Origin of the sequence: Mycobacterium novum (assembly GCF_010726505.1) — a bacterium.
GTDB lineage: Bacteria > Actinomycetota > Actinomycetes > Mycobacteriales > Mycobacteriaceae > Mycobacterium > Mycobacterium algericum.
The window spans coordinates 1,704,376-1,719,029 of the sequence record NZ_AP022562.1 but is presented as its reverse complement, the minus strand read 5'-3'; the positions used below and the strand labels follow the sequence as shown (position 1 = coordinate 1,719,029).

Here is a 14,654-nt window from a genome sequence, read left to right as displayed (position 1 = left end):
CCAATGCAACAGGCCCCCGAGGGATCGCCTCGGGGGCCTGCGCGGCCTGTGTTGTCGCGGCGTTCTAGAACGCCGCTTCGTCGAGCTCCATGATGTCGTTGTCGATGGCGTCGATCACCGAACGAGTGCTGGTCAGCAAAGGCAGGAAGTTCTTGGTGAAGAACGATGCCACCGCGATCTTGCCCTCGTAGAACGCCCGGTCAGCGGCTGAAAGATCGCCGGCGGCAGCGTCCAGGGCCTCGACGGCCACCGCGGCCTGGCGGGCCAGCAACCACCCGATCATCAGGTCGCCGACGCTCATCAGGAAGCGCACCGAGCCCAGCCCCACCTTGTAGATGCTGGCGATGTCCTCCTGCGCGGCCATCAGGTAGCCGGTCAGCGTCGCGGCCATGCCCTGCACATCGGCCAGCGCGGTGGCCAGCAGCTCACGCTCCGCCTTGAGCCGGCCGTTGCCGGACTCGTTGGCGATGAACGCCTCGATCTCGCCCGCGACGTGTGCCAGGGCCTGGCCCTTGTCCCGGATGATCTTGCGGAAGAAGAAGTCCTGCGCCTGAATCGCCGTGGTGCCCTCATACAGCGAGTCGATCTTGGCGTCACGGATGTACTGCTCGATCGGGTAGTCCTGCAGGAAGCCCGACCCGCCGAGCGTCTGCAGACTCTCGGTGAGCTTGGCATAGGCCTGCTCGGAGCCGACACCCTTGACGATCGGCAGCATCAGGTCGTTGATGCGGACGGCGAGATCGGGCTCAACGCCGTGCAGCTTCTCGGCGACGGCGGCGTCCTGGTAGGTCGAGGTGTAGAGGTACAGCGCCCGCAGCCCCTCGGCGTAGGCCTTCTGGGTCATCAGCGACCGGCGCACGTCCGGGTGGTGGGTGATGGTCACCCGCGGCGCGGACTTGTCGGTCATCTGGGTCAGATCGGCGCCCTGCACCCGCTCCTTGGCGTACTCCAGCGCGTTGAGGTAGCCGGTGGACAGTGTCGCGATGGCTTTGGTGCCGACCATCATCCGGGCCTGTTCGATCACGTCGAACATCTGCGCGATGCCGTTGTGCACCTCGCCGACCAGCCAGCCCTTGGCCGGCACGCCGTGCTGGCCGAACGTGAGCTCACAGGTGGCCGAGACCTTCAGTCCCATCTTGTGCTCGACGTTGGTGACGAACACACCATTGCGCTCGCCGAGTTCCCCGGTCTCGAAGTCGAACAGGAACTTCGGCACGAAGAACAGCGACAGGCCCTTGGTACCGGGCTTGGCGCCCTCGGGCCGGGCCAGTACCAGGTGGAAGATGTTCTCGAACAGGTCGTCGGAGTCAGCGGAGGTGATGAACCGCTTGACGCCGTCGATGTGCCAGGAGCCGTCCGCCTGCTGGACGGCCTTGGTGCGGCCGGCGCCGACATCCGAGCCGGCATCGGGCTCCGTGAGCACCATGGTCGAGCCCCAGCCGCGCTCGGCGGCGATGACGGCCCACTTCTTCTGCTCTTCGGTGGCCACGTGGAAGAAGATGTTGGCGAAGCCGGCACCGCCGGCGTACATCCACACCGCCGGGTTGGCGCCGAGGATGTGTTCGTGCAGCGCCCACATCAGTGCCTTGGGCATCGGCATGCCGCCAAGCTGTTCGTCGATGCCGGCCCTGTCCCAGCCGGCCTCCAACGTGGCGCGCACCGACTTCTTGAACGACTCGGGCAACGTCACCGTGTGGGTGGCCGGGTCGAACACCGGCGGGTTGCGGTCGCCGTCGACGAAGGAGTCAGCAATCGGGCCCTCAGCCAGCCGGACCATCTCGCCGAGCATCTCCGTAGCGGTGTCGACGTCCAGGTCGGTGTATTCGCCCTGGCCGAAGACCTGGTCCAGGCCGAAGACCTCGAATAGGTTGAATACCTGGTCACGGACATTGCTCTTGTAGTGGCTCACAGCTTCCTCCTCATGGAATGCCACCTGTGGTTGGGTACTCGGGCTTAAGTTACCCACCAGTAACGTGCCCTGAAATATACCCCCTGGGAATCACAGCGCAAGCCAGTGTGAGCTACATCGTCTTAGCTAACTAACCAACCAGTTGGTCTCACCTGGTCAGCTCGCTCCGCCGCGGCCGATCCGCCACGGCGGAGACGCGGCGGGTAGGGTTCTTCAGCGACCAGACCCGACGAGGTGAATGAGTTCCCGGTGAGTGCCCACGTGAGTTCCGCCAGCAATCTGACGCCGTCGTCGCTCCGGGAGGCGTTCGGCCATTTCCCGTCCGGCGTGGTGGCCGTCGCGGCCGAGGTCGACGGCATCCGGGTCGGGTTGGCCGCCAGCACCTTCGTGCCGGTGTCACTCGAGCCGCCGCTGGTGTCGTTCTGCGTGCAGAACACCTCGACGACGTGGCCGAAACTCAAGGACTCGCCCCGGCTGGGCATCAGCGTGCTGGGTGAGGCGCACGACATCGCGGCACGCACGCTCGCCGCCAAGACCGGCGACCGGTTCGCCGGGCTGGAAACGGTGACCAACGAAGGCGCGGTGTTCATCAAGGGCACCGGGGTATGGCTGGGCAGCTCGGTCGAGCAATTGGTGCCCGCCGGCGACCACACCATCGTGGTGCTGCGAGTATGCGATGTGACGGTCGATCCCGAGATCACACCGATCGTGTTTCACCGCAGCGGTTTCCGCCGGCTCGGCGGCTGATTGCCGCTGCGGCGCGGTCTCGCCGAAGGTGCGACGGCCACCGCAGATGTGTTGCTATGGGCAGATGGCGAATCCCAGTAGTGACCCCGGGCAATTGAGGTCCACGGCCGAGGCGCTGGTGGCCGAGGCGGCCGAACTCGTCCGGCGCCGCCGCGCCGAGGTATTCGGCGCGCAGACCGCCGATTCGGTCCACGACCTGGTGCAGACGAAAAGCAGTCCTACCGATCCGGTGACGGTGGTCGACACCGAGACCGAGCGGTTCATCCGGGACCGGCTGGCCCGGCTGCGGCCCGGCGATGCGGTGCTGGGAGAGGAAGGCGGCGGTTCCGGCGACGTCTCCGGGCGCGACCCCGGTGCGGTCACCTGGGTCGTCGACCCGATCGACGGCACTGTCAACTTCATGTACGGCGTACCGGCCTACGCGGTCTCGGTGGCGGCGCAGGTCGGCGGGGTGTCAGTGGCCGGCGCGGTCGCGGACGTGGTCGGTGACCGGATCTATTCGGCCGGTACCCGGCTGGGTGCACGGGTCACCGATCGGACGGGCACCGCTGCGCTGCGTTGCACCGAGGTCGCCGAACTGTCCGTGGCACTGCTCGGGACCGGCTTCGGGTACTCGCCCAACCGCCGGGCCGCGCAGGCGGTGTTGCTGGCCCGGTTGCTACCGGCGGTGCGCGACGTGCGGCGGATCGGCTCGGCGGCGCTGGATCTGTGCATGGTTGCCGCGGGACGGCTGGACGTGTATTACGAGCACGGGATCAAGCTGTGGGACCACGCGGCGGGATCGTTGATCGCGGCCGAGGCGGGCGCCCGGGTGGTGTTGCCGGGTCCGGAGCCCGACGGGGGCGATGTCATCATCGCCGCGGCACCCGGCATCGCCGACGAATTCATTGCGACGCTGCGGCGAGAGGGTGGTTTCGCCGCGATCCCGCAATAGTCACACCCGCCCCGGAATCGTGATGAAATTCACGCCAGAACCCATTTATTGCCTATCACGGGTTGACCGCGGTTTGATCACGTCGGTATAACGGACCGTGCGGATGCGCCCGTGCTCCCGAACCGCATCGACGCGGTATCGCTGGATAAGCGCATCATCTGCTGTCAAAGCCCAGGAGGTTTGGTGCCGCGACGAGCGGCAGTATCGCGTGCTGGAAACGTAACTAGAGATGCAAAGTAACCGAATGTATAGGTCGAAAAGATGACGATTTCTTTTGCTTCATTCGCGGTGGACACCGCCGCGTCCGCCAAGGCTGGGGCGAATGCGTATTCGATTCCCCATACCGCCCTCAACAACAACGTGACCATGCCCGTCTTGGGACTCGGTGTGGCGAAGCTGTCCGATGAGCAGACCGAGGCTTCGATTCTGGCCGCTCTGGAGAGCGGCTGCCGGCTGATCGACACCGCGGCCTCCTACGGCAACGAGGCGGTGGTGGGCCGCGCCATCAAGGCGTCTGGGGTTCCGCGTTCCGAACTGTTCGTCACCACCAAGCTGGGCACCTCCCGACAGGGGTACGCCAGCACCCTGGACGCCTGCCGCGAGAGCATCGACCGGCTCGGCCTGGACTACCTGGACATGTATCTGATCCACTGGCCGGCTCCGAAGGTGGGCAAGTACCTCGATAGCTGGCAGGCCATGATCCACGCCCGCGAACAGGGCCTGGTCCGCTCGATCGGCGTCTGCAACTTCACCGAGGACTTGCTCACCGAGCTCATCGACGAGACCTCGGTGGCGCCCGCACTCAACCAGGTCGAACTGCACCCGCTGTTCAATCAGGAGCGGCTGCGCCGGTTTCACGCCGAGCAGCGCATCGTCACCGAGGCGCACAGCCCGTTGGGCTTCGGCGAGCGCCACATCATCGTGCGGGTGATCGACAATCCGACGGTGAAGGCGATCGGCGCCAAGCACGACCGGTCGCCGGCGCAGGTGCTCATCCGCTGGAGTCTGCAGCTGGGCAATGTGGTCACCCCGCGCTCGTCGAGGCCACACCGAATCGCGGAGAACTTCGACGTCTTCGACTTCGAGTTGAGCGACGACGACATGGCACTGCTCAACGGGCTGCACAACGGAACCCGGATCCACCACCACCCGATGACGTTCCTGGGCACCTGAGCATATGCGTCATCGGCCGTCGCGTTCGGCGAACTCTTTCCACATCTCGGGATAGGGGCCGCTCAGCGGTGCCGCTGGGGCCAGGATCTCGGCGATGTCGGCCAGATCATCGGGCCTCAGCTCCAGGTGCACCGCGGCGGCGCTGTCCTGCAGGTAACCGACATGCTGTGCGCCGACGATCGCGACGTGCACACCCGGCTGCGCCAACGCCCAGGCGAGCGCTAGCTGGCTCAGTGTGACACCCAAGTCGGCGGCCAGAGTGCGAAGTCCCTCAACGACTTCCAGGTTCCGCCCGAAATCGTCCCCGCTGAAGATCCCGCTTCGCGCGCGCCAGTCGTCGTCGTCGAACCTGCTCTCGGCGGTGATGGTCCCGGTCAGCAGACCGTGCGCCAGCGCCCCGTAGACCAGCACGCCAATGCCGTTGTCGCGGCAGTAGGGCAACAAGGTGTCCTGCAGGTCGCGGCGCAGCATGTTGAACGGCGGCTGGACCGTTTCCACCGGAAGGGTCGCCGAGAACTGCGCGATCTGATCGACGTCGTAATTCGATACCCCGACGTGGCGGATCTTGCCGACCGCGACCAATTCGGCCAGCGCGCCGGCGGTTTCGGCGGCAGGCACGGTGGGGTCGGGCCAGTGCACCTGATACAGGTCGATGTGATCGATGCCCAATGCGGCCAGGCTGGTGTCGACGTCGTGGCGGAGCCATTCGGGCCGGGCGTCGCGGACCGGACCGTCGTCGGTCTCCCGCAGTCCGCCTTTGGTCGCGATCACCACCTCGTCACGGGCATGGTCGAGATCGTGACGCAATGCGGTGCCGAGAATGCGCTCAGCGGTTCCGAATCCGTACTCATGGGCGGTGTCGAAGAAGTTGAACCCCAGCTCGCGAGCCCGGCGGACGATTGCGATCGCGTTGTCCTCCCGGACTTCGCCCCATGCGCCGCTGAACTCCCAGGTTCCCAGCGCCAGGCGCGAAACCTGCAGACCGCTTCGTCCCAGCGTGGTGGTCTTCACGGGTCAGTCAGGCTTGCGGCGGAAGATCTTTCGGCCGAGCCAGACGATCGGGTCGTAGCGATCTCCGGCCACCCGCTCCTTCATCGGGATGATGGCGTTGTCGGTGATCGTGATGTGTTCCGGGCAGACCTCGGTGCAGCACTTGGTGATGTTGCACAAACCGAGACCGGCCTCGTCCTGAGCCAACTGACGCCGGTCGGCGGTGTCCAGCGGGTGCATCTCCAACTCGGCCAGCCGGATGAACATCCGCGGGCCGGCGAAGTTCGGCTTGTTGTCCTCGTGGTCCCGGATGACGTGGCAGACGTTCTGGCACAGAAAGCATTCGATGCACTTGCGGAACTCTTGGGACCGCTCGACGTCGACCTGCTGCATCCGGTACTCGCCGGGTTGAAGATCCGCCGGCGGCTTGAAGGACGGCATCTCGCGGGCCTTCTCGTAGTTGAAGGAGACGTCGGTGACCAGGTCACGAACCACCGGGAAGGTCCGCACCGGCGTCACCGTGATGGTCTCATCCGGGGAGAACATCGACATCCGCGTCATGCACAACAGTCGGGGGAAGCCGTTGATCTCCGCCGAACACGAGCCGCACTTGCCGGCCTTGCAGTTCCAGCGCACCGCCAGGTCGGGTGTCTGGGTCGCCTGCAACCGATGGATGACGTCGAGGACCACCTCACCCTCGTTGACCTCGACCTCGAAGTCCTGCAGCCCACCACCGTCGATGTCGCCGCGCCATACCCGTAGCTGGGCGATATGTGTCATTACGCTCTCCGTCCCGGGTGTTGCGCCAGCTCTTCGTCGGTGTAGTACTTCTCCAGCTCGGAAATCTCGAACAGTTCCAGCAGGTCCTCGCGCATCGCGGTCTGCGCCTCCGGGGTGATCGTGATGTCGGGCACCTCGCTGTCGTTGGCGACCCGGCAGACCAGCAGGGTCTTGCGCCAATTCGAGTCCATGCCAGGGTGGTCGTCTCGGGTGTGCCCGCCGCGGCTCTCGGTGCGCTGCAGCGCGGCCTTGGCCACGCACTCGCTGACCAGCAGCATGTTGCGCAGGTCGACGGCCAGATGCCAGCCCGGATTGTAGTGCCGACCGCCCTCGACGGCCACGGTCGCGAACCGGGTCTTGAACTCCTCGAGCCGGGCCACGGCCTGTTCCAGCTCGCCGGCGTTGCGGATGATGCCGACCAGGTCGTTCATCGACTGCTGGAGCTCGGCGTGCAGCGTGTACGGATTCTCGCCCGCGCCGCCTGGCCGGTCGAGCGGGGCCAGAGCCAGCTTCGCCGCGGTCTCCAACGCCGCCGGTGCAACCGCCGGCCGACTGGCAAGCCCCCGCACGTACTCCGCGGCGCCCAGACCGGCGCGGCGGCCGAAGACCAGCAGATCCGACAGCGAGTTGCCGCCCAGCCGGTTGGACCCGTGCATCCCACCGGCGCATTCACCGGCGGCGAACAGCCCCGGGACCGCGGCTGCCGCAGTGTCCGGGTCGACCTCGATACCGCCCATCACGTAGTGGCAGGTAGGGCCCACCTCCATGGCGTCCTTGGTGATGTCGACCTCGGCGAGCTGCATGAACTGGTGGTACATCGAGGGCAGTCGGCGCTTGATCTCCTCCGGCTTGAGCCGGGAGGCGATGTCGAGGAACACCCCGCCGTGGGGTGAACCCCGTCCGGCCTTGACCTCGGAGTTGATGGCGCGGGCCACCTCGTCGCGCGGCAGCAGGTCGGGGGTGCGGCGGGCCGAGTCGTTGTCCTTGAGCCACTGGTCGGCTTCTTGCTCGGTTTCGGCGTACTGGCCTTTGAACACCGGTGGGATGTAGTCGAACATGAACCGCGTCCCGTCGGAGTTCTTGAGCACCCCGCCGTCGCCGCGCACACCCTCGGTGACCAGAATCCCCTTCACACTGGGCGGCCACACCATCCCGGTCGGATGGAACTGCACGAATTCCATATTGATCAACGTCGCGCCGGCCCGTAGCGCCAGCGCGTGTCCGTCGCCGGTGTACTCCCAGGAGTTCGAGGTCACCTTGAACGACTTGCCGATCCCGCCGGTGGCCAGCACCACCGCGGGCGTCTCGAACACGATGAACTTGCCGGATTCGCGCCAGTAGCCGAAGGCACCGGAGATCCGCCCGGCGGCCCCGTCTTTGGAGTCTTTGAGCAGTTCAGTGATGGTGCACTCGTGAAAGACCTTGATCTTCGCCTCGTAGTCGCCGAACTCGGCGTGATCGTCCTGCTGCAGCGAGACGACCTTCTGCTGCAGCGTGCGGATCATCTCCAGGCCGGTGCGGTCGCCGACGTGCGCCAGTCGCGGATAGGTGTGGCCACCGAAGTTGCGCTGGTTGATCTTCCCGTCTTTGGTGCGGTCGAACAACGCGCCGTAGGTCTCCAACTCCCAGACCCGCTCCGGCGCCTCGCGGGCATGCAGTTCGGCCATCCGCCAGTTGTTGAGGAACTTGCCGCCGCGCATGGTGTCGCCGAAGTGCACCTGCCAGTTGTCTTTGTCGTTGACGTTGCCCATCGATGCGGCGGCGCCGCCCTCGGCCATCACGGTGTGCGCCTTGCCGAACAGCGACTTGCACACCACCGCCACGCTCAGGCCCTGCTGGCGGGCTTCGATGACCGCGCGCAGACCCGCGCCGCCGGCACCGATCACGACCACGTCGTAGGAGTGCCGTTCGACTTCAACCATGAATTCTCGCTTACTCTTCGTGTGAATGAGGCTTCGTCAGCCGATGAACCGGATATCGGTGAAGACGCCGCTGGCCACCATCCAGACATAGAAGTCGGTGAAGGCCAGCGTGCCCAGAGTGATCCAGGCGAACTGCTGGTGCCGGCCGTTGAACCAGCTGATCTTCGACCAAAGCCAGTAGCGCACCGGGTTTTTGGAGAAGTGCGTGAGCCGTCCACCCATGACGTGCCGGCAGGAGTGACAACCGCCGGTGTAGGCCCACAGCATTGCCACGTTGACGCAGAGCACGATGTTGCCCAGGCCGAACCCGAAACCACCGGCGCCACCGTTGGCGTCCGCGGAGTAGAACGCGGTGATCGCGTCATAGGTGTTCAGCATGGTGATGGCCAGGGCGGCGTAAAAGAAGTAGCGGTGGCTGTTCTGGATGATCAGCGGGAACCGGGTCTCCCCGGTGTAGCCGGCACGCGGTTCGGGCACTGCACATCCCGCCGGCGAGAGCCAGTAGGCGCGGTAGTAGGCCTTGCGGTAGTAGTAGCAGGTCAGCCGGAACGCCAACAGAAACGGCAGAACCAACGCACCCAGCGGAATCCACCAGGGGAATTCCGGCAGCCAGACCCCCAGGTGGCTGGAGCCCTCCACGCAGGATGCGCTGATACACGGCGAGTAGAACGGTGTCAGGTAGTGATATCTGTCGACCCAGTAGTCGCTGCCCCAGAACGCCCGGACCGTTGCGTAGAGAACCCACGCGCTGAGGAAGACATTGACCCGCAGCGGCGATAACCACCACCGGTCGGTGCGCAGGGTGCGATCCGCGATCCGTGCGCGAGTCGCCGAGAAGACGCCGGTGCCAGGACGGTTCACGGCGGGTGCGCTCATCTGGGGGTTCCCTTCGGCTGGATTTCGTCGGAGGGCGCCCCTTATACAAGCAGCACCCGGTGGGGTCAGTACCTGCCCTGGCCGCCGACGCCCTCGTCGTCGACGTCACGCCAGAATTCGCTGTCGTACTCGGTATCGGGGATCGCGATCTTCTCCTGGGCGCGCTCGGCGGCCCAGCGTTGCAGATCGAGTTCCCCGGCGTCGGATTCGAGGAGTTGAACATCGGCGAGGATGCGCTCGGCGTCCATCTCGATGCGGCGCATCCCAGGGATATCGCCGAACCGGGTCTTCAGTCCCAGCACGCAGCGCCGCAGGTCGCCAATCAGGGCGTGCAGTTCGGCGAGTTCGCTAGTGCTCGACACCGGTTCCTCCTCAGGTGTTACGGATCACAGTACGTTCACCCGATGCTAGCCACATCGGGAACCGGACGTGAGACAGATCACGTTGGTGTGGCGAAACGTCGGGCACAGAAAAACCCCCACACACGCTGTGTGCGGGGGTTTTCCGGGCCAGTCGTGGTTACGGCCTACTTGGTGATGGCGATCCGCTGCGGCTGGGCGCCGGCGTGGACGCCGGCTACCCGGACGCTCAGTACGCCGGCGTCGTAGGACGCCGAGACGTCGTCGCCGGTGACGTGCCCCGGTACCGCGAACGACCGGCGGAAGGCGCCGTAGCGCACTTCGCGCAGCGTGCGTTGGTCGTTACCGGAGTCGGCTTGGATGTGCTCGTCGCGGCGCTCGCCGCGGATGACCAGACGGCCGCCGTCGAGTTCGACGGTCACGTCCTTCTCCACGTCGATGCCCGGGAGCTCCAGGCGGACCACCGCGTCGTCGCCGTCTTTGGTGATCTCGGCGGCGGGTCGGAAGCCGCCGGCCGCGGGCGTCCGCCAGTCGTTGGCCGTGGCCGGGCCGAAGAAGTCGCGTACCCACCGGTCGGTGTCGAACGGGCGGGGCCACAGAGTGAGGGTGCTCATTGGTGTCACTACCTTTCTTGGATTGCTGCCGCGCCGGTCGGTACCGGCCCGTCATCGAGTAGAACTTGAGTCGACCACGCTAAAGTTCCGCGTTCGCCGATAGTGAACAAACCCACACTCCGCGGGCCTGGCGGACACCCTCACAGCCACGTGAGCACACCGTCACACGCTTGTAACGCATGGCGATACTGCCGCAATATCGCCTTTCTAATCTCAGCGCATGGCCCCGATCGAAACGCCCCGCGCCGGCGACCCCGTTCGGGAACTGGTCGTAGTCGGACACGGCATGGTCGGCCACCGCTTCGTGGAGGCGCTGCGCAGTCGGGCCGGCAGTGGAAGCTGGCGGGTCACCGTGCTGGCCGAGGAGTCCGACCCGGCCTACGACCGGGTCGGGCTGACGTCTTACACCGACGGTTGGGACCGCTCCCGGCTGGCGCTGCCGGGCAACGACTACGCCGGCGACGAGCAGGTCCGGTTGCTGCTCAAATCCCGGGTCACCGAGATCGATCGCGGCGCCAAGATCGTGCAGACCGCCAACGGCGAGAGCTACCGCTACGACACCCTGGTGCTGGCGACCGGATCGCGGGCCTTCGTGCCGCCGGTGCCGGGCCATGATCTGCCGGGCTGCCACGTGTACCGCACCCTGGACGACCTCGACGGTATCCGCGCCGACATCGAATGCATGTTGGAAGCCGGCGGCACCCGCGCCGGCGTGGTCATCGGCGGCGGGCTGCTGGGCCTCGAGGCGGCCAACGCGCTGCGGGCATCCGGGATCGAACCGCACATCGTCGAGATGGCGCCGCGGCTGATGCCGCAGCAGCTCGACGACGCCGGCGGCTCGCTGCTGGGCCGGATGATCTCCGATCTGGGTATCGCCGTCCATGTCGGAGTCGGCACGCAGGCCATCGAACGCCGCACCCACGAGCACCGGTCGCCCACGTTGATGGTGCGGCTCTCCGACGACACCGTCATCGAGGCCGGACTGGTGATCTTCGCCGCCGGGGTCCGTCCGCGCGACGAGTTGGCCCGCGAGGCCGGCCTGTCGATCGCCGAGCGCGGCGGCGTACTCACGGACATCTCCTGTATGACCAGTGACGCCGATGTCTACGCGATCGGTGAGGTCGCCGCCATCGAGGGCGTCTGCTACGGCCTGGTCGGCCCGGGCTACACCAGCGCCGAGGTGGTCGCCGACCGGCTGCTCGACGGCCTGGCCGAATTCGGCGAAGCCGACATGTCCACCAAACTCAAGTTGCTCGGCGTCGACGTGGCCAGCTTCGGCGACGCGATGGGGACCACCGCGAACTCACTGTCGGTCGTGGTCAACGACCCGGTGAAGCGCACCTACGCCAAGCTGGTGCTCTCCGACGACGCCAAGACCCTGCTCGGCGGGATTCTTGTCGGAGACGCCACGTCATACGGTGTGCTGCGCCCGATGGTCGGCGCCGAATTGCCCGGCGATCCGCTCGACCTGATCGCGCCGTCGGGTTCCGGTGGCGACGGCAAGACGTCGTTGGGGATCGGTGCGCTGCCCGGGGCGGCGCAGATCTGTTCCTGCAACAACGTCACTAAGACCCAACTGTGCGAAGCGATCGCTGACGGCTGCTGCGACGTCCAGGCATTGAAGAACCGCACCAAGGCCGGCACCTCGTGCGGCTCCTGCATTCCGCTGCTCAAGGAGCTGCTGGTCGCCGAGGGCGTGGAGCAGTCGAAGGCGCTGTGCGAGCACTTCGCGCAGTCGCGCGCCGAACTCTTCCAGATCGTCCAGGTCACCGGGATCCGTACCTTCTCCGAGCTGCTGCAGCGCTTCGGGAGCGGCCACGGCTGCGACATCTGCAAGCCGACCGTCGCCTCCATCCTGGCGTCCACCGGTTCCGAGCACATCCTGGAGGGCGAGCAGGCGGCACTGCAGGACTCCAATGACCACTTCCTGGCCAACATTCAGCGCAACGGCAGCTACTCGGTGGTTCCCCGAGTGCCCGGCGGTGAGATCAAGCCCGAGCACCTGATCCTGATCGGTCAGATCGCGCAGGAGTTCGGGCTCTACACCAAGATCACCGGCGGTCAGCGGATCGACATGTTCGGCGCCCGAGTGGATCAGCTGCCGGCCATCTGGCGCAAGTTGGTCGATGCCGGCATGGAATCCGGTCAGGCATACGGCAAGTCGCTGCGGACCGTGAAGAGTTGCGTGGGCAGTGACTGGTGCCGCTACGGACAGCAGGACTCCGTGAAGATGGCCGTCGACCTGGAACTGCGCTATCGGGGCCTGCGCGCACCGCACAAGATCAAGATGGGGGTGTCCGGCTGCGCGCGCGAATGCGCCGAGGCGCGGGGCAAGGACGTCGGCGTGATCGCCACCGAGATCGGCTGGAATCTGTACGTCGGCGGCAACGGTGGGATGTCGCCCAAGCACGCCCAACTGCTCGCCTCCGACATCGACACCGAGACGGTGTTCCGTTACATCGACCGGTTCTTGATGTTCTACATCCGTACGGCGGATCGGCTGCAGCGCACCGCACCCTGGGTCGAGTCGATCGAAGGCGGGCTCGACCACATCCGCGAAGTCGTCTGCGACGACTCATTGGGCCTCGCTTCCGAATTCGAGGCAGCGATGGCCCGCCACGTCGACAACTACACCGACGAATGGAAGGGGGTGCTCGACGACCCGGAGAAGCTGGCGCGCTTTGTGTCGTTCGTCAACGCCCCCGACGCCGAAGACCCGACCGTCGCGTTCACCGAGCGCGACGGCCGCAAAGTTCCGTTACCCATCCCGGTACTGCGCACTGAGGAGGAATCATGATCACCACCACCGTCTCGACATGGACCACCGCCTGCCGGTACGACCAGCTCATCCCCGGCCTCGGCGTGGGGGTGTTGCTCGACAACGGCAAGCAGGCCGCGCTGTTCCGGCTCGATGACGGCTCGGTGCACGCGGTGTGCAATGTCGACCCGTTCTTCCGGGCGGCCGTGCTGTCGCGGGGCATCGTGGGTGACCGCGGCGGCCGGCTCTCGGTCATCTCGCCGCTGAAGAAGCAGGCGTTCGCCTTCGACGACGGCAGTTGCCTGGACGACCCCCGCATCTCGGTGCGGGTGTACCCGACGCGAGTGGTGGACGGCTACGTGCAGATCGGCCGGACCGGCGCCGAGCGGGCCGTCGCTTAACCGTTCGGCTGGTCGACCGCAAGCCGATAACCGCGTTTCACGACGGTAGCGATGATGTTTTTGTCGCCCAGCGTATTTCGTAGCCGCAGCACCGCCGTTTCCACCGCGTGCGTGCTACGGCCGTTGCCCGGCAGGGCGTCGAGCAGGTCGTCACGGGACACCACCCTTCCGGGATGACGAGCCAACGCGCGCAGCGTCGCCATCCCGGCGGGTGACACCGCCTTGGCCACCCCGTCGACCATCACGCAACTGCTGCGAACCTCGATCCGGTGGCCGGCGGCGTACACGGCGCGGGAGCGCAACCGGGGAAGCTGGTCCACGATGTGGCGAGCCAACGCCCCCAGCCGCATCCGCCGCGGTGACGACGTGGGGACACCGAGCTGCGTCAGCGGCCGGGCTGTCAGCGGACCCACACACATCGCGTGTACCTCCGACCGCAGCGCGCCGAGCAGCTCATCGGAGATGCCGAGCTCGACGGCGCGGGTGAGCGTGGCCATCACCGCCGCGGCCGAGGTGAAGCTGACGGCGTCGAACTGCCGCTGGGCGATCTCGGTGGTCAACTGGTCGAACTCTCCACCGGGCCGGGCCGCCCGCCACCGGTAGACCTGAATGGGCGTCACTTCGGCGCCCGCACAACGGAGTCGGTCGAGTAGCTCGGGAGCCGGATCCCAGCCGCCGCTGGTGCCGTGCAGCTGGACCGCGATGTGGTGGCCGCAGACACCCGCGGCCCGCAGGTAGCCGAGCATCGCGGCCGAAGATTCGGATTCTGGCGACCACTCCTCGGGCAGGTCCGCCGCGCGCAGTGCGCCCACCGCCTTCGGCCCACGAGCGACAATCCGGGCGGTGTGCAACGCCTCGATGAGTTCATCGGCCAGTCCCCACCCCTCGGCGGCGGCGATCCAGCCGCGGAAACCGATCGCGGTCGTCACCACCAGAATGTCGGGTGGTCTCGCGATCAATTCCTCCGTACAGCGGTGCAATTCGTCGTCATCGGTGAGGTCGACCATGTCGATCGCCGGAGCGGCACAGACGGTGGCACCGTGGCGCCGAAGCAGGGTGCAGAGCTCGTCGGCGCGACGCGACGAGGTCACCGCGACCCGGTAGCCGCTCAGCGCCGCCCGGTCCGGCCGGGTCATCCGAGAGCCGCCGCAGCGCCGGGATGCGGTCGCCGTTCCGGGCAGTCGCCGGCCC

At 66.5% G+C, this 14,654-nt stretch carries 13 protein-coding genes; 5 read left to right on the top strand and 8 right to left on the bottom strand.

Annotation, left to right across the window (positions count from 1 at the left end):
* Window positions 1-64: 64 nt before the first annotated feature.
* Entirely contained in the window at window positions 65-1,909 is a 1,845-nt protein-coding gene (locus tag G6N19_RS07920; protein ID WP_013827173.1) for an acyl-CoA dehydrogenase, read from the bottom strand.
* A 261-nt stretch (window positions 1,910-2,170) separates the two neighbouring features.
* On the opposite strand from G6N19_RS07920, the gene G6N19_RS07915 reads away from it, so the two are divergent.
* The 3 genes from G6N19_RS07915 (at window position 2,171) to G6N19_RS07905 (ending at window position 4,763) form a co-directional block, all read left to right on the top strand.
* On the top strand, window positions 2,171-2,656 hold the full coding sequence (locus tag G6N19_RS07915; RefSeq protein ID WP_013827174.1) for a flavin reductase family protein: 486 nt from the start codon (window positions 2,171-2,173) through the stop codon (window positions 2,654-2,656).
* Window positions 2,657-2,720: 64 nt separating this feature from the next.
* A complete protein-coding gene (locus G6N19_RS07910; RefSeq protein ID WP_041316748.1) occupies window positions 2,721-3,590 on the top strand; it encodes an inositol monophosphatase family protein in 870 nt (289 codons plus the stop codon).
* Between the two features lie 366 nt (window positions 3,591-3,956).
* Window positions 3,957-4,763, top strand: a complete 807-nt coding sequence (locus G6N19_RS07905; protein ID WP_081465617.1) for an aldo/keto reductase — start codon at window positions 3,957-3,959, stop codon at window positions 4,761-4,763.
* A gap of 9 nt (window positions 4,764-4,772) precedes the next feature.
* Here G6N19_RS07905 and G6N19_RS07900 read toward each other — a convergent pair whose 3' ends face one another.
* The 6 genes from G6N19_RS07900 to G6N19_RS07875 form a co-directional block, all read right to left on the bottom strand.
* The gene (locus tag G6N19_RS07900; RefSeq protein ID WP_193466117.1) at window positions 4,773-5,774 is read right to left on the bottom strand and encodes an aldo/keto reductase; all 1,002 of its coding nucleotides are present in this window, start codon (window positions 5,772-5,774) and stop codon (window positions 4,773-4,775) included.
* Window positions 5,775-5,777: 3 nt separating this feature from the next.
* Window positions 5,778-6,533, bottom strand: a complete 756-nt coding sequence (locus G6N19_RS07895; protein ID WP_013827178.1) for a succinate dehydrogenase/fumarate reductase iron-sulfur subunit — start codon at window positions 6,531-6,533, stop codon at window positions 5,778-5,780.
* Window positions 6,533-8,455 (bottom strand): fumarate reductase/succinate dehydrogenase flavoprotein subunit, encoded by a 1,923-nt coding sequence (locus G6N19_RS07890; protein WP_193466116.1) that lies wholly within the window; start codon window positions 8,453-8,455, stop codon window positions 6,533-6,535. The genes G6N19_RS07895 and G6N19_RS07890 overlap by 1 nt, the downstream gene beginning before the upstream one ends.
* Window positions 8,456-8,491: 36 nt before the next feature.
* Window positions 8,492-9,331, bottom strand: a complete 840-nt coding sequence (locus G6N19_RS07885) for a hypothetical protein (protein ID WP_041316752.1) — start codon at window positions 9,329-9,331, stop codon at window positions 8,492-8,494.
* Between the two features lie 65 nt (window positions 9,332-9,396).
* Complete coding sequence (locus G6N19_RS07880) at window positions 9,397-9,693, bottom strand: hypothetical protein (RefSeq protein WP_013827181.1); 297 nt, start codon at window positions 9,691-9,693, stop codon at window positions 9,397-9,399.
* Window positions 9,694-9,857: 164 nt separating this feature from the next.
* Entirely contained in the window at window positions 9,858-10,304 is a 447-nt protein-coding gene (locus G6N19_RS07875; protein WP_013827182.1) for an Hsp20/alpha crystallin family protein, read from the bottom strand.
* A 220-nt stretch (window positions 10,305-10,524) separates the two neighbouring features.
* Between G6N19_RS07875 and nirB the strand changes: the two genes are divergently transcribed.
* A complete protein-coding gene (gene nirB / locus G6N19_RS07870; RefSeq protein WP_049792812.1) occupies window positions 10,525-13,101 on the top strand; it encodes a nitrite reductase large subunit NirB in 2,577 nt (858 codons plus the stop codon).
* Window positions 13,098-13,463, top strand: a complete 366-nt coding sequence (nirD, locus tag G6N19_RS07865; protein ID WP_013827184.1) for a nitrite reductase small subunit NirD — start codon at window positions 13,098-13,100, stop codon at window positions 13,461-13,463. The genes nirB and nirD overlap by 4 nt, the downstream gene beginning before the upstream one ends.
* On the opposite strand, the gene G6N19_RS07860 is transcribed toward nirD, so the two are convergent.
* Window positions 13,460-14,599 carry a uroporphyrinogen-III synthase gene (locus G6N19_RS07860; RefSeq protein WP_193466115.1) on the bottom strand — a complete coding sequence of 380 codons (1,140 nt, stop codon included), beginning with the start codon at window positions 14,597-14,599 and terminating at the stop codon, window positions 13,460-13,462. The genes nirD and G6N19_RS07860 overlap by 4 nt on opposite strands.
* Window positions 14,600-14,654: the final 55 nt, after the last annotated feature.

Coding starts and splice junctions, on each gene's coding strand:
- nirD (WP_013827184.1), top strand. CDS start 13,098: ATGATCACCACCACCGTCTCGACATGGACCACCGCCTGCCGGTACGAC.
- G6N19_RS07905 (WP_081465617.1), top strand. CDS start 3,957: ATGCCCGTCTTGGGACTCGGTGTGGCGAAGCTGTCCGATGAGCAGACC.
- nirB (WP_049792812.1), top strand. CDS start 10,525: ATGGCCCCGATCGAAACGCCCCGCGCCGGCGACCCCGTTCGGGAACTG.
- G6N19_RS07860 (WP_193466115.1), bottom strand. CDS start 14,599: ATGACCCGGCCGGACCGGGCGGCGCTGAGCGGCTACCGGGTCGCGGTG.
- G6N19_RS07875 (WP_013827182.1), bottom strand. CDS start 10,304: ATGAGCACCCTCACTCTGTGGCCCCGCCCGTTCGACACCGACCGGTGG.
- G6N19_RS07885 (WP_041316752.1), bottom strand. CDS start 9,331: ATGAGCGCACCCGCCGTGAACCGTCCTGGCACCGGCGTCTTCTCGGCG.
- G6N19_RS07895 (WP_013827178.1), bottom strand. CDS start 6,533: ATGACACATATCGCCCAGCTACGGGTATGGCGCGGCGACATCGACGGT.
- G6N19_RS07910 (WP_041316748.1), top strand. CDS start 2,721: ATGGCGAATCCCAGTAGTGACCCCGGGCAATTGAGGTCCACGGCCGAG.
- G6N19_RS07890 (WP_193466116.1), bottom strand. CDS start 8,455: ATGGTTGAAGTCGAACGGCACTCCTACGACGTGGTCGTGATCGGTGCC.